The organism is Aneurinibacillus aneurinilyticus ATCC 12856, from assembly GCF_000466385.1.
Classification (GTDB): domain Bacteria; phylum Bacillota; class Bacilli; order Aneurinibacillales; family Aneurinibacillaceae; genus Aneurinibacillus; species Aneurinibacillus aneurinilyticus.
Genome location: NZ_KE952747.1, coordinates 1,031 through 23,479 on the forward strand (window position 1 = coordinate 1,031; position 22,449 = coordinate 23,479).

At 47.3% G+C, this 22,449-nt stretch carries 24 protein-coding genes and 1 pseudogene; 1 reads left to right on the plus strand and 24 read right to left on the minus strand.

All coding sequences use genetic code 11. The annotated features are described in order from the left end of the window. Positions 1-44 precede the first annotated feature (44 nt). A complete protein-coding gene (locus tag HMPREF0083_RS07730; RefSeq protein ID WP_021620645.1) occupies positions 45-1,151 on the minus strand; it encodes a DUF3900 domain-containing protein in 1,107 nt (368 codons plus the stop codon). 266 nt (positions 1,152-1,417) lie between these two features. On the opposite strand from HMPREF0083_RS07730, the gene HMPREF0083_RS07735 reads away from it, so the two are divergent. Next, positions 1,418-2,200, plus strand: a complete 783-nt coding sequence (locus HMPREF0083_RS07735) for a DUF4931 domain-containing protein (protein WP_040301950.1) — start codon at positions 1,418-1,420, stop codon at positions 2,198-2,200. Between the two features lie 251 nt (positions 2,201-2,451). On the opposite strand, the gene HMPREF0083_RS07740 is transcribed toward HMPREF0083_RS07735, so the two are convergent. From HMPREF0083_RS07740 to HMPREF0083_RS07845, 23 genes and pseudogenes are all read right to left on the minus strand, one after another. After that, positions 2,452-3,219, minus strand: coding sequence for a DUF3050 domain-containing protein (locus tag HMPREF0083_RS07740; protein WP_021620647.1), 768 nt, complete (start codon positions 3,217-3,219; stop codon positions 2,452-2,454). 163 nt (positions 3,220-3,382) lie between these two features. Beyond that, positions 3,383-3,802 (minus strand): acyl-CoA thioesterase, encoded by a 420-nt coding sequence (locus HMPREF0083_RS07745; RefSeq protein WP_040301952.1) that lies wholly within the window; start codon positions 3,800-3,802, stop codon positions 3,383-3,385. Between the two features lie 115 nt (positions 3,803-3,917). Continuing rightward, a complete protein-coding gene (locus HMPREF0083_RS07750; RefSeq protein WP_040301954.1) occupies positions 3,918-4,244 on the minus strand; it encodes a hypothetical protein in 327 nt (108 codons plus the stop codon). 210 nt (positions 4,245-4,454) lie between these two features. After that, a complete protein-coding gene (locus HMPREF0083_RS07755; protein ID WP_040301955.1) occupies positions 4,455-4,679 on the minus strand; it encodes a hypothetical protein in 225 nt (74 codons plus the stop codon). A gap of 67 nt (positions 4,680-4,746) precedes the next feature. Then, on the minus strand, positions 4,747-5,130 hold the full coding sequence (locus HMPREF0083_RS07760; protein WP_148315917.1) for a hypothetical protein: 384 nt from the start codon (positions 5,128-5,130) through the stop codon (positions 4,747-4,749). A 41-nt stretch (positions 5,131-5,171) separates the two neighbouring features. Continuing rightward, positions 5,172-5,306 carry a hypothetical protein gene (locus HMPREF0083_RS29715; RefSeq protein WP_262360666.1) on the minus strand — a complete coding sequence of 45 codons (135 nt, stop codon included), beginning with the start codon at positions 5,304-5,306 and terminating at the stop codon, positions 5,172-5,174. A 161-nt stretch (positions 5,307-5,467) separates the two neighbouring features. After that, complete coding sequence (locus tag HMPREF0083_RS07765; RefSeq protein WP_021620653.1) at positions 5,468-6,871, minus strand: aspartate kinase; 1,404 nt, start codon at positions 6,869-6,871, stop codon at positions 5,468-5,470. A 116-nt stretch (positions 6,872-6,987) separates the two neighbouring features. After that, complete coding sequence (locus HMPREF0083_RS07770; protein ID WP_021620654.1) at positions 6,988-7,644, minus strand: ribonuclease H family protein; 657 nt, start codon at positions 7,642-7,644, stop codon at positions 6,988-6,990. A 73-nt stretch (positions 7,645-7,717) separates the two neighbouring features. Then, entirely contained in the window at positions 7,718-8,359 is a 642-nt protein-coding gene (locus HMPREF0083_RS07775) for a hypothetical protein (protein ID WP_040301959.1), read from the minus strand. 241 nt (positions 8,360-8,600) lie between these two features. Then, positions 8,601-9,902: an ethanolamine utilization protein EutH gene (gene eutH / locus HMPREF0083_RS07780; RefSeq protein WP_051354574.1), complete on the minus strand. Its 1,302-nt coding sequence runs from the start codon at positions 9,900-9,902 to the stop codon at positions 8,601-8,603. 39 nt (positions 9,903-9,941) lie between these two features. Beyond that, on the minus strand, positions 9,942-10,835 hold the full coding sequence (eutC, locus tag HMPREF0083_RS07785) for an ethanolamine ammonia-lyase subunit EutC (RefSeq protein ID WP_021620657.1): 894 nt from the start codon (positions 10,833-10,835) through the stop codon (positions 9,942-9,944). A 4-nt stretch (positions 10,836-10,839) separates the two neighbouring features. Further along, positions 10,840-12,210: an ethanolamine ammonia-lyase subunit EutB gene (locus HMPREF0083_RS07790; protein WP_021620658.1), complete on the minus strand. Its 1,371-nt coding sequence runs from the start codon at positions 12,208-12,210 to the stop codon at positions 10,840-10,842. A gap of 245 nt (positions 12,211-12,455) precedes the next feature. Beyond that, positions 12,456-12,717, minus strand: a pseudogene (locus HMPREF0083_RS29345) (BMC domain-containing protein); the annotation flags it as partial. A 5-nt stretch (positions 12,718-12,722) separates the two neighbouring features. Then, positions 12,723-12,995 (minus strand): EutN/CcmL family microcompartment protein, encoded by a 273-nt coding sequence (locus HMPREF0083_RS07800; RefSeq protein ID WP_021620660.1) that lies wholly within the window; start codon positions 12,993-12,995, stop codon positions 12,723-12,725. Positions 12,996-13,002: 7 nt separating this feature from the next. After that, entirely contained in the window at positions 13,003-13,734 is a 732-nt protein-coding gene (locus HMPREF0083_RS07805) for a hypothetical protein (protein ID WP_021620661.1), read from the minus strand. Continuing rightward, a complete protein-coding gene (gene eutM, locus HMPREF0083_RS07810) occupies positions 13,734-14,027 on the minus strand; it encodes an ethanolamine utilization microcompartment protein EutM (protein WP_021620662.1) in 294 nt (97 codons plus the stop codon). Before eutM ends, HMPREF0083_RS07805 begins: the two co-directional genes overlap by 1 nt. A gap of 62 nt (positions 14,028-14,089) precedes the next feature. Continuing rightward, complete coding sequence (locus HMPREF0083_RS07815; RefSeq protein WP_021620663.1) at positions 14,090-15,622, minus strand: acetaldehyde dehydrogenase (acetylating); 1,533 nt, start codon at positions 15,620-15,622, stop codon at positions 14,090-14,092. Positions 15,623-15,651: 29 nt separating this feature from the next. Next, entirely contained in the window at positions 15,652-16,305 is a 654-nt protein-coding gene (gene eutL, locus HMPREF0083_RS07820; RefSeq protein WP_021620664.1) for an ethanolamine utilization microcompartment protein EutL, read from the minus strand. Positions 16,306-16,322: 17 nt separating this feature from the next. Continuing rightward, positions 16,323-17,324: an ethanolamine ammonia-lyase subunit EutC gene (gene eutC / locus HMPREF0083_RS07825; RefSeq protein WP_040301961.1), complete on the minus strand. Its 1,002-nt coding sequence runs from the start codon at positions 17,322-17,324 to the stop codon at positions 16,323-16,325. Positions 17,325-17,335: 11 nt separating this feature from the next. Beyond that, the gene (locus tag HMPREF0083_RS07830) at positions 17,336-18,700 is read right to left on the minus strand and encodes an ethanolamine ammonia-lyase subunit EutB (RefSeq protein WP_021620666.1); all 1,365 of its coding nucleotides are present in this window, start codon (positions 18,698-18,700) and stop codon (positions 17,336-17,338) included. Between the two features lie 21 nt (positions 18,701-18,721). After that, a complete protein-coding gene (locus tag HMPREF0083_RS07835; protein WP_040301963.1) occupies positions 18,722-20,176 on the minus strand; it encodes an ethanolamine ammonia-lyase reactivating factor EutA in 1,455 nt (484 codons plus the stop codon). A gap of 117 nt (positions 20,177-20,293) precedes the next feature. Then, positions 20,294-20,887 (minus strand): ANTAR domain-containing response regulator, encoded by a 594-nt coding sequence (locus HMPREF0083_RS07840; protein WP_021620668.1) that lies wholly within the window; start codon positions 20,885-20,887, stop codon positions 20,294-20,296. Positions 20,888-20,891: 4 nt separating this feature from the next. Continuing rightward, positions 20,892-22,334 carry a sensor histidine kinase gene (locus HMPREF0083_RS07845; protein ID WP_051354575.1) on the minus strand — a complete coding sequence of 481 codons (1,443 nt, stop codon included), beginning with the start codon at positions 22,332-22,334 and terminating at the stop codon, positions 20,892-20,894. Positions 22,335-22,449: the final 115 nt, after the last annotated feature.

Sequence of the window (22,449 nt, forward strand, 5' to 3'; positions counted from 1 at the left end):
TACTGGATAATCAACACCCTTGGTAATTTATATAATATTTCCTATCAAAACGGAGGTGCATCATCTGTCGTATCCGTTTCATAGGTGGCAGGTTTTCCTTGTTTTTGCTTAATACGTATCATTACATCCTCAAGCTCATCCGGTTGAAGCAATTCAATGGGAGAGACACCTTTTTCAAACTCAAATCCCTCTCCTTCAATCAATACAACGTATCGTTCACCCAGCTTTGCGATATGAATCGAATCTCCAAAATCGGCCAAGAGCGCCTTCACCGTGATATGATCCAGTTTTAGCTTCATTTCTAAATCAGGTCTTTGCTCTACCAGTGCGGCTGCCGCTTCTACGACCTGCTCATTCGACCACCTTTGCTGTAATTCACGTTTCTCGCTTGCAGCCCAGATTTCCATTGCCTCTTCTTCCTGCTGTTTTTCTTGACTTTCTTCCTCGTAGACTGTCTCAATATACTGTTGTACCATCTCCATCACTTGGGTATTCACCATTTCTGGCAATGATTGGTCGTATTCGACGAATTTAAGAAAGTCCTCAAAATAACGGGCATGGGACGCTTGGTGGATTTTTAATTCCCATTCTTCTAGCATGCCTTCTTCCGGCATATGAGGATATTGAATGGATTTCATGTTCTTGGCACTAATCGCCATCTCTACCTGACTAATGAGGCTGCGCTCGTCCGTAACGGTTGCTATTTTAGGTTCGAAATCGCATTTAAGTACAAATGCAAATGGCTCATCGAAATACTTTGTAAGCTGGGTACGTGCAACGATCAACGCTCCTCCCCGAATAGCGCTTGTATTCATATACGTGCGCACCAAATCCTCGCTATGGCGCCGGAACTCCTCCTTACTGGCAGCGCCGCGAAGACGGGCGAATAAATTGTAATTTGGATTGCTATCAAGCCCATGGCCGGGTTCAACGATGAAGCGACCAATTTTTGTTGGAGCCTGTTCTGTTTTTGGATTGCGTTCAACTTTTCGTTTAATAACACGGGCAAATTCACCGTCAAGAAAGTCTTTCAGCGTGCTGTTCGTATATTCATTTTCCGCTAGCGTCTGATAATGTTTATATCCTTTCTCCGCATTTTCTCCTTCACCGCGCACAACGAAAAAAGAAAGATATTGTACAGTGCATTCCATGCATGTCTCTCCGTTCCTATATAGAATTCATTTGAGATAGTAACAAATGGTCAGGTGGTTAGAGGGTGGAAAGTCAAAGAAGGAAGTGCATGCATCAAATCAGATACATATAAATAGAAGCCTCTCCACCTCTGCTATTGTAGCTTGTTTGTAGCACGTATAAAAGAGAAAAAGAGTCTATAGAGCGCCCGAACGTTTTCATTTACATAAAAATTAAGTATGATTTTAGTAACCAATAAAAATTATACAGATAAAGAGGATGGTCTATGTATACATATATGAACTTTCAGACCAATATCGCACGGACCAAGCCGTCCACCTTGCACAATAAAGAAGACAGCTGTCCGTTCTGCGATAGAGAAACGATCTTCAAAGAGGGGGTTGTTCTTAACCAGAGCGGTCCATTTCTATTAATCGAAAACAAATTTCAAACGCTTGAACGTGCATATCAGATGGTGCTGGTGGAGACAAAAACATGTCAGGATGATTTATCAATATATGATAAACCCCATCTGCATGCACTGTTCGATTTTGCGATGCGTAACTGGGAAGCCCTTGAATCCAGTGGAAAATACCGTTCCGTCATCTTTTTCAAAAACCATGGAATCCATTCCGGGGGGTCCATTTACCATGCACATATGCAAATGGTAGGGCTGTATAACACCGACTACCGTGAACACCTCCACCCAGAGCAGTTTAGCGGTCTTGTCATCGACTGTGTACCTGGTGTCGAATTCAATCTCTCTACCCGTCCACGAGGCGGATTTACAGAATTCAATGTCGTACTCAGCAACCGAAGCGCGTTGCATAAAATGGCTGAATATGTACAAATTGCAGTCCATTTCCTGCTTACACATATGAATAAGCGCTATAAAAGCTACAACATTTTCTTCTACGAGTATAAGGGCGACATCATTGCAAAAATCGTATTGCGTGCGCCAGGTTCCCCGTACTTAATGGGATACTCTATTATCCAGGTGCCCAATAATCTTGCTGATACGGTACAGCGCATCCAATCGCTATACTTTTCCAAAACAGCGCCTATATAATATTCAAACAACGATAACGCCGCGTGTTCCAAATTTGGGAACACGCGGCGCTCTTGTCTTCTCTCTATTTTCCACCTATCGTCTCATTCATACACACCATTTCTGCAAGCGTCTGCTCGTCAACCTCTTATCACTCTGAAGCCGAGGCCTTTGATTTTAAATGGAGCTGGCCAGTTGTTTTAATGTTTGCCGCATAAAGCGGCATTTTGCCTGATTGTGAAGGAAAGGCGGAAGATTTATGCACCCTTCTACTATAGACCTTTTTTTCTGATTTCTGCCAGCACCCCATCCCATAGTCTACCGCGCATAAGAAGCGAACGGCGTGCCACTTCCAGCGCATCTTCCGTTTTCTTCTCATCCTGACCACACAAACTCTCCAATAGCTTCTGTGCTAGCGGACCATGATCATCTCCATCGAGTTCAATATGACGACGCAAGTAATAATCAAGACGCTCATTGGTAGCACCCTTTTTTTCAAGCGCATCCACCAATAGTTCAAACATATCAGGGATTAAGCCTTCACGACCATAGAAAAAGGCGGCAGCTACCTCATGTATCTTTCCATTCATTGCCGTATATATATTATACGCTACAAACTCACGCACTGAAACCGGGATCACTTCCTGATCCAAAGCTTCCACATAATCTTCTCCATTCCGAAGCTGATCCAAAAATGCGCAAATTGGCGCCCTATCTGCTCCCACTTCCCCCATCGCTTCCAAATATAGCTGGAAGTGGCTTGCATATCCCCCACGTCCGTCTTCATCAGATTCCTCTGCTAGCACAATTTCATTAATAAAGCGCGTATAGTTCGGCGTCTCATTCGGTATCCATGGTACATCTACCGAGGTGACTTCCCGCTGTAGCCGTTTAAGTAACGTCATAAAATCCCATACTGCAAATACATGGTGCTTCATGAGCACCCTTACTCTCTCCGGCGTTGTCATCTGTGCATACATAGGATGCGCGAGCAATTCATCGCGCACTGCTTCAAGTGTTTGTAACGCTGTAGAATGCATAATTTCCTCCCACGCTGTCAGTCTCGTTATCTTATACCCATGTTCCCTAGTGTATATTCACTTGTCAGTTTGTACAAGTAAGAAATCATATTCATTTGTGAACGGTTAGGCGCTGTGTGAAACGGGCGCCATATCAAAACCTTCGAGCATAACATACACGCGCTTATCCGTGAGATGACTCCTCCATTATCGTAGGTAATCGATGTACCTCTAACTTCTGACGTACTTCTGGTGAAATCGGTTGCGATTTTTGGTTCTCATAATCAAAATAAACATAGGTTGCACTACCCTTGGCACATAGTTGTTCCTCCTGATACAGCTCTTCATAAAGGGTAAAGCTGCTATTTCCGATACGCTTGACCCAGATACGCACCTCTACCTCCCAGCCAAAATAAATTTGGCGGAGAAAGTCAACATTCATATTTACGATAATCAATGGAAAGGTGCGCATATCCCCGCTCGGATTAAACAAGCGATAAACCGGCTCCCGTGCTGCTTCAAACCACACGGGGAGTGTCGTATTGCTAATATGTCCGGTTCCATTCGTCTCGGACATACGAGGCTGAATAACAGTTGCATACATAGGATTCTCTCCTTTATTTTGTTTTTTATCTCTGTTTCTTTTTCGATGTCCAGGATCAACTACCCTGCTCCAATTTCTTATCCATAAACAAAAAACTTTTGACCGGGGATTCCGGTCAAAAGCTTTCATCATTTTCTTCTTCATTTTTTCCCTCAAATGAAGCGATCAAATCGCGAATATTCACCCGTCCCGTACGATTCGTATCAAGAAATTTAACACGGGCATCACTCGGCACACCGGTATCGTCCTGAATGAACCCGATAACGATGCAGCGGCGGTCCCGGTGTTTTTTCTTTAACGCATTTAGTGGCTGTACTACATACTCCTTGCCCAGTTCGATTTTAACAGCATAATGCTTTTCATCATTTAAGTATGTATTGACCATACACGCGATTACTTTTCCGCGACGGTCCGTAAAAAAATCAATATAACTGGACGTCACAACGTTTTCCCTCGCTCTCTTCCTGTTCTCTGCTTTGTACCATCTTTTTGCCCACCAGAAATAGATAACTAATCCCATAAGACCATAATATATGATAGCAAACCTATTTTTCCACAACTTTTTACACCGTAAAAAAGTTACAAAAAGCTTTTTTTTCTTAAAAAAAAGCCCTATAAAGGGCTCCTATAAAAACCGCAAGATTGCAGCGTATCATTCTATACTCTCGAAACGCCCAACGATTTCACCGCTCTCATAGCTTTTTAATGCATCATGGTAAGGAACTAAGTTATTATCTTTTAGAAATGATGTAAATTCTTCCCTGGAAAGTTGGCCAATAAGCACATCACTTTCTGTAGTGAATGAAGTTCGCCCTCCCTTGACAGCATCAAAATACATGATGCTGGAGCAAGCAGGCTGCAGCTTTACTTGAATCATAAAAAAAGCCCCTCCTTCACATTTATTTTGCCCGTTTAGGAACAAAATATGTGAACAAGGGACTTTCTTATTCTTTGCGTACGAATGTAACCGGGAATGTTTCTTTGCGGTTGGGGCTCCAGTCTACCGTTACTGTAAACGTACTGTCCTCCCCTCTTCGTTCGCACCCGGTACAACTTGTACGGTAGATAATGCTGCTTTTATTATTCATGTCGTCTTCGCTTCCACTTACCTCTTCACCAAGCCCTGCAAGACGATAACGGACATTATATACAGATTCGATATCAGCTGACTTATAGGAAAGACGTAATATTTGCTGCTCCTTTTTACTGTCCGCTGTATGGATAACCGTCAGTAAAGCTTTCCAGTTATCCGATTGACCGACATACAGAAGCGTCTCCCGCTTATCTCCGCATCCTGCAATCAGAACAATGCATAGGAGAACTGCCACAAGCCACATCCACCTATCATATCGCTTCCGTTGCAAATATGTCACAGGCTCATGACTTCCTGCACGATTTTTATGTTTTGCGCCCCTTTCTTTTTCTTTTCAGACGCAAACACTTTAGCTTCATCAAGCGTGCTGAACGCTTCGACTTTTTTGTACAAAAAACCGAAATCTGTCATCGCATCGTAAATCACCATATACATAAGCGCATACGCGGCAGAGCCTGCACCTGATGCGGCGCGATTCCCGGCTCTTCGCTTCCCCCTTTTCCTTTTTATAATCTATTTACTCGTACTTGCTGGGCCAAAAGCCCAGTCAATTGTACGAATCTTCCTCCGTATTAGCGGTAGCTCATCGCCTCTTCTGTTGCTGCCGTTTCGCTTGCGGCATTATTTTGGCTAAAGAACTCCTCATAAATAGCACGGACAGCTTTTTGCTCATCGACAGCTTTCACAGCAAACATCATGCTGACTTCTGATGATCCCTGGTTAATCATCTCAATATTAACGTGGGCCCGTGCCAATGCACTCGCTGCCCGGGCTGTCGTACCGACATTGTGACGCATCCCTTCGCCTACGAGCATAATCATTGACATGTCCCGTTCGAATACAATGTCATCGACCGCAAGTTCTGTGCGAACGCGTTCTGTAATGCGACGCTCTACTTCATCATCGATTTTGTCGTCCTTCAGAATAACGGAAATGTCATCGATACCTGACGGGATGTGCTCGTACGATAGGTCTTCGTCTTCCAGAATATGAAGCAGGCGACGTCCGAAACCAATTTCGCGGTTCATCAAGTATTTGCTTACGTAAATACTGCAAAATCCGCCGTCACTCGCGATACCTACTACCGGATTTCCATTGCCTTCCCGCTCAAATACGATCATTGTACCCGGTGCAGCCGGATTGTTTGTATTCTTGATGCAAACCGGAATACCGGCGCGAAAGGCCGGAATGAGGGCCTCATCATGGAATACGGAGAAGCCAGCATACGACAGCTCTCGCATCTCACGATAGGTGAGCTTCTGGATCGGCTGCGGATCTGCCACAATATTCGGATTAGCCGAGAATACCGAATCAACATCGGTAAAGTTCTCGTACAAATCCGCCTCGACTGCTGCTGCCAGAATCGACCCGGTAATATCAGAACCACCGCGTGAGAATGTCACCAGTTCACCGGATGGCGAATACCCAAAGAAGCCTGGGAAAATCTGAATTCCCTCCTCATGACGAAGCGCTTTTAAATTCTCATACGATTCGGCAAGCACCTGGGCATTTCCGTGCTCTTCACTTACAAAAAGACCCGCCTCTTTTGGATTGACGTACCTTGCCTGAACACCTTTGCTCTGCAAATAGCGCGCTACTACTTTGGCATTGTTATCTTCCCCGCTAGCTTTTATCGCATCCATAAACATCTCGGGTTTACTTCTATCAAGTGCAAGGCGCTCCCGCAGATCTGCCTCGATTAATTGTACAAGCTCTTCCGATAATGCAAGCCCCTCTGCAATATCACGGTAACGGGCTACGACAGCGGCCAGCTCCGCTTCCGCTTCTCCTTCCGCCAGATACCGCTCGGCAAGCGCAATTAATAAATCCGTCACTTTCGTATCGTTTTTGTCTCGCTTACCTGGAGCAGATACGACAACAACTTTTCGCTCGGCATCCGCAAGTACGATGTCGCATACTTTTTTGATTTGTGCCGCACTGGCCAAGGATGTTCCTCCGAATTTTGCTACTTTCATCTCTCTGTCCCCCACTTTTGTATTTCAAGGTTGTACTTACGCTTTTGTCTATTTTCCGAATACTCATATATTATACTTTTGTGACAAAAAAGAAAATACCCTGCCGCTTTTTCTCCCTACAATTGCTTGCGGCTAAAAATTATCTCTCCCTTAAGCGCCTGCGTGGCCAGCATATCCGCTTCTTTATTTTCCGCACGTCCAATCGATTCATAATGCGGTTTAAGCCCTAACTCTGCAAGCTTCGCTTCGATTCTGTCTATCCAGCGATTCTCCCGTTCTTCAAATACTGGCCATTCGCCACCTAATTGGTTTAACACCACTTGTGAATCGCCTCGAAACGTCACCGGCAAATGGTGTGCTCCGAGCGTTTCCAGTTCACGAAGCGCCAGCCAAAATGCTGCATATTCTGCATCATTATTAGAATCGATCGCTTCGACTACCTCATTCTTGCGAATACGATATGGTTTATTGTTCTGTTCAAAATAGATGACCACACCGAGGCCAGCTACGCGATACTCCTTATGATAGCCTCCATCAAAATATACGATAAGATTATGAGGCTCAGTTTCAACTTCTTTCAGTAGCTTCTGAAGCTCCTTTTTCGTCCACGACTCACCCTCTTCATCATGAAAAGCAAGGCTTTGTACCCGTCCGGTTTTCTCGATGTCTTTTGCCAGCTGAATCGCTTCTGTGCCTGCCATCCATTGAGAAGTAAACGTCGTATACGCTTTGCCATTTGACGCTTTATACTCCCATGTTATGCTGACCTTCATTACTTCTGCCTCCTGTACGCAAAGGATAGATGTACAAAAATCCCGCCTGTATCGACGGGATTTTTCGTTTGTTTTATTTTACGTAACGCAGGAATTGTTTGCGAGTGTTATTAAATCGTTTATAAGCCTCAGAAATTTCTTCAAGCGTATCCCAAGTCAAAATTTCATCCGCGTCTTCTTCTACGCGTATAATCTCTTTATCGGCCAGTGACATTATTTTATGCTTCAATGTGTCTACTTGCGCCTTATACTGTTCTTCGCTCTTATGATAATCGGCCAGATTTGTATACGTTCCTTCTGTACCGGGCATTTGCAGCAAGTACACATCATCGCTCATAACAACCATGACCGGTCTATCTTCTTGATCCGGAAAATCTTTTGCAATAACAGCAGTTCCCTCTCCTGCTTCGAGCACATCCCATTCTCCGTAGTTCTCTGTCAGCTCCGTATCCATTGTCTGATTGTAGCGTGCCTGTAGCATTTCTCTCAAGATGCCACACATTTCCTCTGCTTCCTCGCGGCTTTTGAAATACACTTCATTTCCGTTCTCAATAAAGCCACCATGCTCAACCGCAATGTCCCGATAGCTTGTACCGAGTACTTTGTCAATCGTATCGTTGCGAAGAAGGCCTTCCCTCGCATTGACTGATACAAGATAATATGTAACTTCTTTTAATGAATCAACATATCTGTTTACTTTGACGGTTATTTCCATCCATAAACCTCCTAGGAGTGCTGCCATGAAAGCTCGCTCAAATTTAACCCACAATGCATTTTACCATTTTCTGCGCCGCTGTTTCAAATGAAAGCTCCGGCAATTTTATAGAAAGTCTTATGCCCCCTTGTTGGCTTTATGTAAAATAGCAAAATCAGCAAGTCTCTCCTAATAGAGTTACTTGCTGATTGAGCGCGAATTCGTGGGAAATAAGCATTATCTCCACTGATGAAGATTGCCTTTATAAACCGCTTAGTTTCGAATCGTATGGCTGCTCATCGCCTTCAAGCGGCACGTTCTCCTTTTTGCTTAAATCGAGATATTCGTCCTTTCCAATAATGCCAGCCGCACGGTCCTGCTGCTCTAATTCGCGCGCTTTCGGTACAGACAGCCAATAAGCAAGCCCAACAGCAATCAAGCCGCCGCTTAGCTTACCGATAATGACGGGTAAAATCATTGTTGGCTGAAAATTGGCAGTAAATGAAAGGTGATCACCGAGCAGAAAAGCCGCACACACCGCAAAGGAAATATTGATAACCTTATCTTTTGGTGGCATCGTTTTTACCAATCGGAACATCGCCAGGATGTTTGCTATCGTCGCAAGAAATCCTGCACTACCTACCGGACTTAAGCCCAGTTTACTACCGACAGCTTCCAGTGGCCTTGCCAAATATTTGCGAACAAGATAAACGAACGGAAACGCACCTGCCAGCATAATACCAATAAACCCTGCTGTTTCAAGACCACGGACAGGATTTGCTTCGTCGGCAATAATCGGATCGAATCCCCAGCTTCCGAAAATCATGCTGAAAAAGCCTGTAAAGTATTCGACAATCGATGCAACAAGTACGAGTTTAATAAACGCATCAATTCCTCGGCCAAACCAGATAAAACCTCGAATCATCGTATTTGGGAAAAAGCGGAGACCAAGTGCAATAATCACCACGAGAATCACAAGCGGAGATAAATTTGTCATAATCTGACCAAAGCTCAATGCAAGTTGATACGTAGCCTCTCCATTCGTGGCAATAACTTCGCGTATTTTTGCATCGGAAAGAACCATCAAAATGCTGGCAATGAATACGCCAATAGGTACAGTTAAAATACCGGACATAACGCCGAGTGCCATATATTTGTAGTCCCGCTTCTCCAGCATGGCAAGTCCCATCGGAATGGAGAATACAATCGTGGCGCCTGCCATATATCCTGTCATCGTCGCCATAATCCAGCCTTCTTTTGTCTGGGCCAGCTTCTCTGCAAGCTGATAGCCACCCATGTCCATAGCAATAATCGAAGTGGCCGCAATGGCCGGATCAGCACCCATCGCATGAAATAAAGGTCCAAACACCGTTTGGATTAACTGCGAAAGATAGGGAATTGAGGCCATAATCCCTGCAGCCGGGACAAAAATGTACCCAACGGAATGCAATCCTTCCATAAACTCGCGTCCCAATCCCTTTTCGCTGTCACGAATCGCCGCAATAGCTCCAGCCACCGCAGCTATCATCATGATATAAATTACGTAATTCCCGATTTGTGCCAAATCCAGCCCTCCTTATATGAAAAATAACACCAATAATTACTAACTATTCTGATTATTTTTCTTCCTCATATAACTGACTCCGCTGGCCTCATGCTGTATAATATCTCCGATTAAATCAGCCAAATATGCGCCTGCCTCCACCGGAGGAAAGCCACCTTTATGAATGTTGGAAATTACGGTCCGATCAGCCTCTACCGTGTGTGGCCCTGGACGATATACCATATATGCACTCAGACTTTCGGACGTAGCAAGGCCAGGCCGCTCTCCAATAAGCGAGAGTACGACATCGCACTCTACAATGGATGCGATATGGTCTTGCACCCAGACACGGGACCGTTTGACAAATAACGGACGGGCCACACTCATGTTTTTTAGCTTGAGCCCCTGTTCAAGCGAGGGAAGTATATCCCGGATATTCGCTTCCACAGCAGACGAGCTAAGCCCATCGCAAACAAGAATCTGCACATTCTTCTTCTTTTCCCCGTGCTCGGAAAGCCAGCGAACGGACTTCTCCGATAGTTTGCGCCCCTTGTCTAAATCCATAAGATAAGTCGCCATGTCCTCAGCTTGTGTTCTCAATACGGGTAAGCCCAATGACTCGACAAGTTCTTCCGATACATCCTTCATTACTGCATCCTGCGCTGCCGCATGATCGATGCGGAACTGTAGATAGCTACGTGTCCGCAAACGTGTGCCGGCACGTCCAATGCCGATTCGGGCCGGAGTGACTTGCTGGGCTCTTTCAATCGCCTGTAGATGATGCGGACGCTCCACCCCCATCTCCTTCTCCTCCGAAAAGAAAATCACATCTTCTTCTTTTCGTTGCGGAACCACTTCTTCCGTTCGTACCTCTTCCATACGGGAAACTTCCAGCTTACGGGTCAACTCACGCAGCACCTGCTCAACTACCTGCTCGATTTTTTGCTGGTTCATCTTCTCACCTCGCTTCCTCAAAAATCGAAAGGTCACCTGCACGTTCGGTCAATCGCCCATCTTCCATCAATCCCATCTTCTCCAACCATTTCTCGAATTCTAGGAGCGGACGTAAACCTAGTATCTCGCGTAAGCTGGCATCGTCATGATAGCTTGTATCCTGGTAGTTTAGCATAACATCATCGCCACCCGGTACGCCCATATAGAAGTTCGCACCCGCCAGCGCGGTCAGCATGCCCGCAATTTCCTGATCATTCTGGTCGGCATACATATGATTCGTATACGTAGGGGCAATTCCCATCGGTAAGCCATGGAGCTTGCCCATGAACAAATCTTCCAAATCGGCGCGTATCATTTGACGGCCGTCATAGAGCGTTTCCGGTCCGATAAAGCCTGATACATTATTGACCATGAACGGCTTCCACTGACGCGCATAACCGTATGTACGCGATTCCAGCGTCTGCATATCCACATCAAGATCCGCATCAAGCGACACTTCTGAGCCCTGCCCTGTCTCAAAATACATCACATTTGGTCCCGCTGAAGTACCGTGGCGCATCATCATGTTCAAAGCTTCATCAAGCATATTTTTGTTCACGCCGAATGCATCGTTCGCTTTTTGTGTCCCAGCCAGACTTTGGAACATTAACGCGATCGGTGCTCCCTTTTCCAATGCCTGCATCTGGGTAGTGATATGTGCAAGTACACAATTTTGTGTGGGAATCTCCCATTTCATCATAAAATCATGCGACATATGCAACAGACGCGAGACAGATTCTACTGTATCGACATTTGGGTTGATACCGATAACAGCATCACCCGCTCCATAAGACAATCCTTCCTTCATTGAAAAAAGAATCCCCTCCGGATCGTCGGTAGGGTGATTCGGCTGGCAACGAAATGCCAGTCTTCCCTTCTCTCCGATGCGTGTATTACAGTGAGCAGTCGGACGGATTTTCTGTGAAGCCATGACCAAATCCATGCTGGACATGAGCTTGGCTACAGCTGCTATCATCTCACTTGTAAGTCCTCTGCCGAGTCGAGTAAGCTCATGAGATCCTGTCCGATGAGACAGTATATAATTACGCAGTTCGCCAATGCTCCAGTTTTTTATTTCATTATAAATGGAAAGGTTGATTCCATCATAAATAATTCGGGTTACCTCATCCTCTTCATACGGAATGACCGGATTCTCATACACGTCTGCAAGAGTAAACTCACTGAGTACAACCTTCGCCGCCATACGCTCAAGCGAAGATTGTGCTGCGACGCGTGCCATCTGATCGCCCGACTTCTCTTCACTTGCCTTCGCTAATACATCTTTAACGGATGCAAACGAATAAGAACTGCCTTTTATGACACATGAAAGCTTCATCCTTTCCCCCTCCTTCCGTTTTGCCGCAAGCTACCGCTTGCGGCGTTTATCCGCATCCTGCCCTTCTTCAGGTTCATTAGGCTTCTTATCTTCTATCACTGTCGGCTCCGTACTTGCCTGCATAGCTGCATTCTGCGGTGGAGCGGCTATTTCTTTCGTTTCCTTTTTACGCCTGTTTCCCGTACCGGTGCCCGCTTTTGTCGTATCTTGAGCAGGCGTAGGCGAAGCAACCGGTTCAGGCTTTTTTAGAATGTGATGTACCTCGTCATCCGGCCGGGGAATGAAATGGCTTGAAACAAGTTCACCAACACGCTCTGCAGCCGCTCGTCCCGCTTCAAGAGCTGCCTGCACGGCGCCTACATCACCTTCAACAAAAACGGTGACTAATGCAGCATCCACTTTCTCTTGTGATAGCAGCCGTACATCGGCTGCCTTTACCATCGCATCGGCCGCTTCAATCGATCCAATCAATCCTCTCGTTTCTATCATACCTAGTGCCTTTGCCATCGTTTTCACCTGCTTTCCACATCAATTGAGTCTACAATACCGATGATTACCGCATCCACCGGCACATCTTGTTCCGGAATCGCAAAACGGGCGGCACTGCCCATTGTCACCATGACAGTGTCGCCAATGCCGGCACCGATGCGATCAGCAGCAATGAGTGGTGCATCAATCGGCTTGCCGCCTGTATCTTCCAATTGTACAAAGAGAAACTTTAATCCGGTTAGCCCGTCTTCCTTGCGGGTCGCCCATACGTTGCCGATTACCGTTCCGATGCGCATAGCGCACTCACCTCTCGTCTACCTGAATGGTAACGCCGTTCGTACGCGCCGCGTCCCGGGCCAAAGGAGTGACCACGGTGGAAGAGGACACATAAAGCACCCGCTCCTTCGCCTGCTGCACATCGTTTTGCGTCAATACTTTTCCTTCAAATACGGTCGTTCGTTCAGAGCGAGAGGTGCGTCCTTCCATGCTCTCTCCTGTAACCTCCTCCTCAACGAAAGTGTCAGCCAGCGCCAACACATCGGCCATTGAACCAAGGGTTGCACCGAACGCGCCAAGTTCTGCCGCATGCGTTCGAATATGTTGACGGTACCGTTTAGCTGCTGGAGAAAGCACAGCTTCTCCAGCTCTTACGTCCAACAACCACTTCAGCGATGAACATGGAACGAGCAGGGCAGGGAGTCCCCGCAAAAGCCCTTCTGCCAGCAATTGGCTGGCGACGGTTCCTGTCAAGCCTAATGCCCCACGCATCAATAAATCCTGATCTGTCTGCAAAAAAACCAGCCGTTTCACATCGCGGTGAAGCGAAACATGCTCCATCTCTTCTATCTGCGCATGATAGACATTCCATCCTGCCTGTAATTCTTTTTCAACGACGGCTACCGCCTGCGACTCGAATTCGCCCGGATAGACGAGCAGCAGGCCAGGCCGGGTCGGCCGAGATCGCTCCGTTTCAGGACGCAGACGACCGATTACTTCGGCCACAATGCGCTCGATAAGGGCAGTATCGTACGTCATTATTGTTGCGGTTCAAGCTTCGGTAAGATGCTTTCGAGCTCGTTATGCGGGCGAGGAATGACATGTACGGAAAGAAGTTCGCCTACGCGCTGCGCTGCAGCCGCACCAGCATCGGTCGCTGCTTTTACTGCGCCAACATCACCGCGTACCAGTACCGTCACCAGACCGCCGCCAACATGCACTTTGCCTACAAGATGAACGTTTGCTGCTTTTACCATTGCATCTGCAGCCTCTACGGAAGCAACCAAACCTTTTGTCTCAATCATACCTAGTGCCGTTAATTCTCTTGCCATTTTTTTCTCCTCCTTAGTTTTACAAACGTTTTTTATACATGCTCATGTCTAAAACTATCAGACTATAACTGTGCAAGCACTTTATCGACCAGGGTAGCAACGGTTTGCTTGTCTATCTTGCCGACCGGACCGATTTTAGCAAGAACTTGCGCGACAGCCTGTTCAATCTGCTCTTCTTCGCCTTTCATTTGCAGTTTCGCCTGTCCTCTATCCGGCACACCACTGCCCGGTTTCGGTACAGCGATATCTTTTGTGCCGTATGCAAGACGTTTAAGATTCATCAAGTGGTGCGCTGTCAGGTTGTCCGACGTAATGTTGCCACCAAATGTACCGCAGCCTAAGGTCAGCGACGCAGCCAGGCCGGTGGTAGCTCCTACAGCACCGAGCGCCGACGGCGTATTGACGAGAATGCGCGATACAGGCAAACGCAATGCCAGCGTCCGGGCTACTTCCGTATCTTCCGTATGAAGCGACAGTGTATGCCCACGGCCACCAAGCGCCAGCAAACGCTCGCACAAGTCGCTCCCTTCCTGCCACCCATTTACTGTATAAAATGCGAGAATAGGCGAGAGCTTCTCAATCGAAAACGGAATGTTCTTGCCTACCTCCGTCTCTTCCGCCAGCAAAAGCGTCGTTTCCTTCGGCACCCGAATACCTGCCATCTCAGCGATAACCGCCGCCTTCTTGCCAACGATGGCGGAATTCAGCTTCCCACGTACCGGAGAAATTACGTCCTCCACTTTCTTCTTCTCTTCCTCGCTCAAGATGTATGCACCGTTGTTACGAAAAGCACGCAATGCTTGTTCCCGTATGTTACGGTCGGCAATGACCGCCTGTTCCGAGGCGCAAATCGTTCCATTATCAAATGTTTTGCTATCGATAATGCGTCGCACCGCCTGCGCAACGTTCGCCGTTTTCTCGATATATACCGGTACATTGCCCGGGCCAACCCCGTATGCGGGTTTGCCAGAGCTGTATGCTGCACGGACAAGACCACTGCCCCCGGTCGACAAAATCAAGTTAACGTCACGATGCTTCATCAATCCTTCTGTCGCATCCATCGTCGGTTCTTCAATCCAGCCAATGATGCCTTCCGGCGCTCCAGCGGCCACAGCAGCCTGCTGGCAAATACGGGCCGCTTCCACCGTGCAGCGGGCCGCTGAAGGATGTGGACTGAATACAATAGCGTTGCGCGCCTTAAGCGCGATTAAACTTTTAAAAATTGCGGTAGACGTCGGATTGGTTACCGGTACAATACCGGCAATTACACCAAACGGCGAGGCAATTTCCACCACTTTTTCTTCTGGAAGTTCCCGAACGATACCTACTGTCTTTACCCCGGCAATCGATTCGTACACATCCTTTGATCCAACCTGGTTTTTGATGGTTTTGTGTTCCACAATACCAAGCCCTGTTTCTTCTACCGCAAGCCTGGCGAGCTGATGCGCCTGTTCGTAGGCCGCATCAGCCATCGCCTTGACAATGCGGTCGACCTGTTCCTGTGAATAGCCTTTAAATTCCTGCTGCGCCTCCTTCGCCCGACGCACGGCATGACGCATGGCTTGCAGCGATTGCAAGTCTTTGTCGAGTTGCACTTCTACTCACTCCTTTCCGCCCCGCTGGCTTACCAGGTAAGTGGCTGGCGCGCCACCCGGATAATGCTGTCACGAAATGCGTTAGCCGCAGCTTGACAAGCCGATTGTGTACCTGTCAACAGTCCGCCGCCAAAATTCGTTTCTGAAGGCGGGCCATAGAAAGCGGACAGTTGTACGTCCGCTGCTTTCAGAGCCGCGTCCAAGCCATACATCGCTTCAAGCGGTGGGGCAATTAAATACGCAAGCGGTTCGCCTTCATTAATACCTGCAATTTTGGACAAATAGGCTCCTGTACGTGCGATAACATGTGCATATAGCGCGTGACTTCCATCATCGTTCAATGCTTCAAAATGCGCATCGTGCTCAATTATATTTTGTGCAGCTTCTATTCCGCTCTCCACCTCATCGGGAGTCGGTCCGGCGATAATGCCGATGAACTCCCCGGAAAGAGGACCAGAAGCGTGAGCTGCGCCCGCGTAAAACGAACGCGCATATACAACTTCCACTTCCGCCCGCTTTGTTGCTTCATCGAGCGCTGTATACCCGATATCGTCAATCGTCGTTGTAATCATGCCCAGACTGCGGTGTCCGGACGTAAGCTGCAACTGTTTTGCCAGTGCTGCATCCACATTCGGAATCATCCGTACCGCCAGCACTTCCGCTTTAATCGGCTGAAGTTCCACTTCCCAACCCTCCTTCGCTATTGTTCCTTGCGTACAAGCGAAACGCCGCTTGCTTCATACCGGAGGATTTTCTGGACAACATTGCCCAGGTACGCCCCTGCTTCCACCGGCGGGATACCCCCTGTATGAATGTTCGAGATAACCATACGCTCGGCTTCCACAGTACCGTATCGCGGCTTGTAGCATAAATATGCGCTGAGGGATTCGGCACTGACCAGCCCTGGTCTCTCGCCGATAAGCAGTACAACGACTTCCGGCTCCAGCACTTCGCCGATGTCATCCATGACTGCAACGCGCCCCCTTTCCACGAAGAACGGTGTTCCCATCTCAATGCCAAGCGCTGTTAGCGACTGCTTAAGCGCCAGGTACGTATCTTCCACGTTCGCTTCTACAGCCTGGGAGCTAAGTCCATCGGAGACAACAATTTGCACTTTCGGCTTATGCTTGCAGCGCTCCTTCAACGTTCTTTTGGCCTCATCGCTCAAGCGCCGTCCTAAGTCCGGACGAAGGATGTACTCCTGCTTGTTATCCACACGGGTAACAACGCTAAATAGATTCAGCCTTTTCAATACGTCTTCAGACACCGTACCGTATACGGCATCGACCGCAGCTGCGTGGTCGAAGCGGAATGAAAGCCATGCATCCGTCTTGGGCCGGAGCCCGGCACGGCCAATTCCGATACGAGCCGGAGTTTGTTTCATCAGCTCTGCTAGCTGTTCCTTGTTTTTTGGCTTGCTAATACCAGGTTTTTTGCTGGCGGCATCTTCTGTTTTTATTTGCTGTGCTGCCTGTTTAACAATAGGGACAGCCTGGGACACGGATGATTCCGATACGACTGACGCTTCTACGCTTTTCGGTGCTTGTGCTTCTCCGACATGGTTCCATACTTTAACAGAACCATAATGTCTTTTCTCCTGCTGTGATTTCGACTCGGTGACAGTGTTGGTCTGTCCGGATTCCGCGTCTTTCAACTTCTCCATGACAAGCCGGGTCACGGTTTCGATTAGCTGCCGATCCATATTCATCCCTCCTATTCCGAGAAAATCGTCGGGTCGCCTGCCCTCTCAGTCAGCCTGCCGTCTTCTGTAATTCCCATATACTCCAGCCATGCTGCAAACTTAGGTGCTGGCTTCCGCTCAAGTGTTTGACGCAGTGTAGCAATGTCGTGATAGCTCATCGACTGGTAATTCAGCATACAGTCATCGCCCATCGGTGCGGCAATAATGAAGTTAACGCCAGCAGCCGTCAGCAGTACGCCCAACTCCTCTATATCGTTCTGATCGGCACGGATATGATTCGTATAGCAAATATCTACTCCCATCGAAATGCCGTGCATCTTACCCATAAAATGATCTTCAAGCCCGGCACGAATAACCTGTTTATTGTCATACAAATATTCAGGTCCGATGAAGCCGACAACCGTGTTCAGAATATACGGATCGAACTTACGGGCAAAGCCATAATTACGGGCTTCAAGCGTCATCTGATCGATTCCGTGATGCGCTTCTGCAGATAGCTCCGAACCTTGTCCGGTTTCAAAATACAGGCGCTGCGGTCCACGGCTTGTGCCTTTTTCCATAATCATCTGCTGCGCTTCCTCCAGAAGCGATACACTGATGCCAAATGAACGATTGGCAGCCTCTGTTCCTGCGATGCTCTGGAAAATCATCGCTGCCGGCGCTCCTTGTTCAATCGCTTTCATCTGGGTGGTTACATGTGCCAGTACACAGTTTTGTGTCGGAATGTTCCAGGCCTCAATAAAATCGTGCGTGGCATGCAGCAGACGCTTTACGCTTTCTACGGAATCGTCTACCGGATTAATACCGATGACCGCGTCGCCCACTCCATAGGACAATCCTTCTTTCATGGAGGCAAGCATCCCATCTACATTGTCGGTCGGATGATTCGGCTGCAGCCGCGATGCAAGGGTTCCTTTCTGTCCGATAGCAATATTGCACCGGGAGATGATTTCGACTTTATTAGCCGCATGAATCAGGTCAAGATTGGACATCAATTTGCCTGCAGCGGCAATCATTTCGCTCGTCAGACCGCGGCTAAGCCGTTTCAATTCACGGTCGCCTACGCTGTCATCAAGAATATACTCACGCAGCTTGGCTACTGTCCAGCCTTTGATATCCGCAAAAATTGTATCGTTTACGTGTTCTTCGATAATGCGGGAGACTTCATCTTCCTCTGGCGGAAGAAGCGGATGGTTTCGGATATCCTCCAGCGTCAAGCCGGCCAGTACTTGTTTTGCAGCAATTCGTTCCTGTACCGTTTCTGCAGCCAATCCCGCAAGCCTGTCCCCGGACTTTTCTTCATTGGCTTTGGCAAACAATTCTTTTAGATTTTTAAATTCGTATGTTTGGCCTTGCAGCATTGTTTTCAGCCTCATAGCCTCATCTCAACTCCTTTCTTATGAATGAAACGCGAGCGTTTTGACAACTACCGGTACTACGCCGCTATGCAGCATACGGCCAATATCAAGATAGTCTCCATTCTCGACCCGAATCTGGTCGATGCAAAGAATGCCGCGCTTTTGTTGTATAACCTGAAGCGATTGACCGAGCACTTTAGCGATATCGTTCTCCGTAACGACCACAATCGGTTGGCGTTGATCGGGTTGACGACACAGCGCTTCATGCAACGAGACGGCAATATGCTGTACATCATGAAACCGTAGATGTGGCACCTCGGACAAATACAAAGCAAAATTGCGCCCTTCCCGTCCTGGATCATACAGTTCAAGCGCCTGTTCCACTGCCCGCATAATTTTATCCTGTATGTTTTCTGTTTCGTATTCGAACGAAATTCGATGGACAGGTAGATTTTTAAGCGGTAACACTTCGTGTTCAACCTGAATGGTAGCGCCACTTATTTCCGTGGTCTGTGTACCGGCTCCCAGCACCGTTGCTCTTACAGTTTCAAGCGGATGAATCCACCTCCAGCGAGTAAGCTCCGGATGAGTACGTAGCGTCTCAGCTAACTGCACGCCCATATCATGATAAACAGATGCACTCGTTCCGCCTGTATCGTTTGGCTCCAAGCGGTAAATGCATTCACTTACCCCTCCGGAAAACATAATGTCTTCTACCGCTACATCCCAGTTCGGCGGATGACCTAACAATAATGGCTCATCTTCGGCAGTCACTTGTCCAGCAAGAATGCGGGCGAGTGTTTCCGCCATAGCGTTTGCGACCTGACCGATTATCGGGGAATCAGATGCATTGCCTATACTCAGGTCCCATTTTCGCTTCTCAAGCAGTAACTGCACCGGACGAGACAGCTTTGAAATTCGCTTCTCCGCATATTCGATAAGTCTGCCCCCGATATGCAGTGTGCATGTTCCTTTGAACAATCCAGCTTGATATACAGCGATGTTCGCAGTACCACCGCCGATATCAATATTGGCAACTGTACGGCCTGTCCGTTTCGAATGTTCGTACGCGCCTGAACCCTTAGCCGCGATCATCCCTTCAAGATCAGGACCTGCGGTAGCGACGAGAAACTCTCCTGCTTCGTCAGACAATCGGCGCACCATTTCCTCCGCGTTTCGTTTGGTCGCCGTTTCACCGGTAATAATAACGGCTCCGGTCTGAATTTCGTTCTCGCGTATCCCAGCTTTTGCGTATTCGCTGCGTACGAGCGCGAAAACGGCTGGCATGTCAATTTCATCGCCTTGTGAAAGCGGTGTACGATAAATCGGACTTTTGTACAAAATTTCAGTATTAATGATTTCGATGCGTGGTACATGGCTTGCACCCGCTGTATTCATTAACGAAAAACGGCTGATGACCAGTTTCGTTGTGCTCGTTCCAATATCGATGCCCGCACTGATAATATGTTCCATGCCACGATGTGTCCGGCGCATGATCTGCCTCCTTTCTCCTTCGCAAAAAGGCGCCTTATGCGATGAGCCGATATCTCTCATCACATAAGGCGCCTTTGCCTTGGGATATTCTTTTTTACGTTCGTATCGTTTACACGTCTACAGAACAGATTGTACATCTAATTTTCGGTTATGCAGAATATGATTGGCGACTTCGTCCATCGTCTTGCGTGTATTCATACAATAGGTACGCATCGTTTGATAGGCACGCTCTTCGTTGAGCTGGTATACATCCATAAGGATCCCTTTCGCCCGTTCTATCCGTTTGCGGCTTTCCATCTTTTTCTCCATCTCTTTCAAACTTCCCATTAATGATTTAACACGCCGCGCCTGACCGATGGCGACCTCTACAGCCGGCATTAAATCCCTTTCGGTAATCGGTTTAACAAGATAGCCGAAGATGAACGCCTCTCTCGCCTCCGCGATTAATTCTTCCTCTGTATACGCAGTCAAGAGAATGGTTGGAATATCGAAGGAACGATTAATAATTCTGGCTGCTTTTACTCCGTTCATTTTTGGCATTTTCACGTCCATTACGATTAAATCTGGAACGTGTTGGGCGGCCAACTCGATGGCAGCTTCTCCGTTATTCGCTTCCGCTACGACATCATAGCCGGCCTCCTGCAGCATTTCTTTGATATCCATGCGCAGAATAGACTCGTCATCAACCACCATGATTCTGCCTTTATTCATGCGCTCATTCCCCCTGTTCCACCGGAAAAGAAACGCTGGCCCGCGTTCCCCCGTTCACATTCTGCATAATATTGAATGTTCCTTCCAGGTCAAAGTGCGTCAAGTTACGAACAATCTCAAGTCCAAGCTGGTCCGTAGCAGACTGCGCTTCAAAGCCTTTTCCATTATCATCTACACACAGCCGAATTTCATCTCCTGTAAGGCGGAACTCAATACGGATTATTCCTGACGGCCTGCCGACAAAACCATGCTTTAAACAATTCTGAACCAGCTCGGTCAGGATAAGGGCAAGCGATACCGCCTGTTTGGATTGAAGAGCAATCTCCTCAATCTCCATTATGATGTCGACCTTACATTCTTCAGAGGACATATTGTACACCAACATGCGTGCCACTTTCTCGATAACCTGATTCATGGCGACACGTTCAATGCCATTATAAGACAGGACTTCATGAACGGTTGCAATGCTGACAATCCGGTTTAAGCACTCCTGGTAAAGCCCCTTTGCTTCATCCGGAACACCTCGTCTCATCTGTAGACGTAAAAGTCCCGCAACTGTCTGCAAATTGTTCTTAACCCGGTGGTGAATCTCCTGGATGACCGCTGATTTAACCATTAACTGGCGCTCCTTGTCTCTTAAATCGGTAATATCCTGCAAATATACGAGCAGACGCCGCTTCTTATCTTTTTGCTGCAGGCAGACGCTACGTAGAATATATACCGCCCCCTGATTGTGGACTTCACGCTGAAGCACTCCATCATGTAAATAATCGCTTTCTTCAATGAATGGAAATATTTCGTTTACTTTTGCATTTAGAAAGTTCTCACGAGTTCGCTCGCTATGCAATTCCATTAATCCGATAGCCGAATTGTTCGCATATAAAATTGAGCCATCTTCATACAGAAGAAGCAGCGCTTCCTCAATAACGTCTGGAATAGATTGCTCTTTAGCAATCAAATCCCAAAAGGTACGGCTGAACTCCTGGGTCGTTTCCGACAGGAGGGCCAGTTCTTTTTCATGTTTGACCTGAAGGGTAATATCCTGTTCCAGAATCAACATACCGATCGTCTGCTGTTTGTCATTCTTTATAGGCACGACATTCTGTTTGACATGGTGCCCTTCCTGTGTAACCGCCCTGTTTATCAGCGCAGGCTTTCCGGTTCGATAGGTACGGAATACACCCGGCTCGTACGATTCGAATACCTCTTTGCCCACTACGGTTTCTTTATATATTGAGTGCGTTGTCGTAGGGGATGCTTCTGCTACTACAATGACGGCTTTTCTATCCTTCATCGGGCAATCGATGAACATATTAGCCTGTGATACATCCGCCATCATCTGTAGCATTTCGCTTTTGCTTACGATAATTTGAATATCTTCCTCGGTAAGTGAAGTGTATTGCTGGCATAGATGCCTGATATGTTGAGTATCTAGCACATCGATCATGAGAAAGACTCCTTTTAACAAAAAAGGCTCCTTCAACATGCACACTTCCCCATTGTTGATAGGCGCCTTTGCCTGTTTGATATTCATTTTATTATCATTATCATACTAAAAAACA

Coding starts and splice junctions, on each gene's coding strand:
- HMPREF0083_RS07730 (WP_021620645.1), bottom strand. CDS start 1,151: ATGGAATGCACTGTACAATATCTTTCTTTTTTCGTTGTGCGCGGTGAA.
- HMPREF0083_RS07735 (WP_040301950.1), top strand. CDS start 1,418: ATGTATACATATATGAACTTTCAGACCAATATCGCACGGACCAAGCCG.
- HMPREF0083_RS07740 (WP_021620647.1), bottom strand. CDS start 3,219: ATGCATTCTACAGCGTTACAAACACTTGAAGCAGTGCGCGATGAATTG.
- HMPREF0083_RS07745 (WP_040301952.1), bottom strand. CDS start 3,802: ATGTATGCAACTGTTATTCAGCCTCGTATGTCCGAGACGAATGGAACC.
- HMPREF0083_RS07755 (WP_040301955.1), bottom strand. CDS start 4,679: ATGATTCAAGTAAAGCTGCAGCCTGCTTGCTCCAGCATCATGTATTTT.
- HMPREF0083_RS29715 (WP_262360666.1), bottom strand. CDS start 5,306: ATGACAGATTTCGGTTTTTTGTACAAAAAAGTCGAAGCGTTCAGCACG.
- HMPREF0083_RS07765 (WP_021620653.1), bottom strand. CDS start 6,871: ATGAAAGTAGCAAAATTCGGAGGAACATCCTTGGCCAGTGCGGCACAA.
- HMPREF0083_RS07770 (WP_021620654.1), bottom strand. CDS start 7,644: ATGAAGGTCAGCATAACATGGGAGTATAAAGCGTCAAATGGCAAAGCG.
- HMPREF0083_RS07775 (WP_040301959.1), bottom strand. CDS start 8,359: ATGGAAATAACCGTCAAAGTAAACAGATATGTTGATTCATTAAAAGAA.
- eutC (WP_021620657.1), bottom strand. CDS start 10,835: ATGAACCAGCAAAAAATCGAGCAGGTAGTTGAGCAGGTGCTGCGTGAG.
- HMPREF0083_RS07790 (WP_021620658.1), bottom strand. CDS start 12,210: ATGAAGCTTTCATGTGTCATAAAAGGCAGTTCTTATTCGTTTGCATCC.
- HMPREF0083_RS07800 (WP_021620660.1), bottom strand. CDS start 12,995: ATGCGCATCGGAACGGTAATCGGCAACGTATGGGCGACCCGCAAGGAA.
- HMPREF0083_RS07805 (WP_021620661.1), bottom strand. CDS start 13,734: ATGACGTACGATACTGCCCTTATCGAGCGCATTGTGGCCGAAGTAATC.
- eutM (WP_021620662.1), bottom strand. CDS start 14,027: ATGGCAAGAGAATTAACGGCACTAGGTATGATTGAGACAAAAGGTTTG.
- eutC (WP_040301961.1), bottom strand. CDS start 17,324: ATGGATCGGCAGCTAATCGAAACCGTGACCCGGCTTGTCATGGAGAAG.
- HMPREF0083_RS07830 (WP_021620666.1), bottom strand. CDS start 18,700: ATGAGGCTGAAAACAATGCTGCAAGGCCAAACATACGAATTTAAAAAT.
- HMPREF0083_RS07835 (WP_040301963.1), bottom strand. CDS start 20,176: ATGCGCCGGACACATCGTGGCATGGAACATATTATCAGTGCGGGCATC.
- HMPREF0083_RS07840 (WP_021620668.1), bottom strand. CDS start 20,887: ATGAATAAAGGCAGAATCATGGTGGTTGATGACGAGTCTATTCTGCGC.
- HMPREF0083_RS07845 (WP_051354575.1), bottom strand. CDS start 22,334: ATGATCGATGTGCTAGATACTCAACATATCAGGCATCTATGCCAGCAA.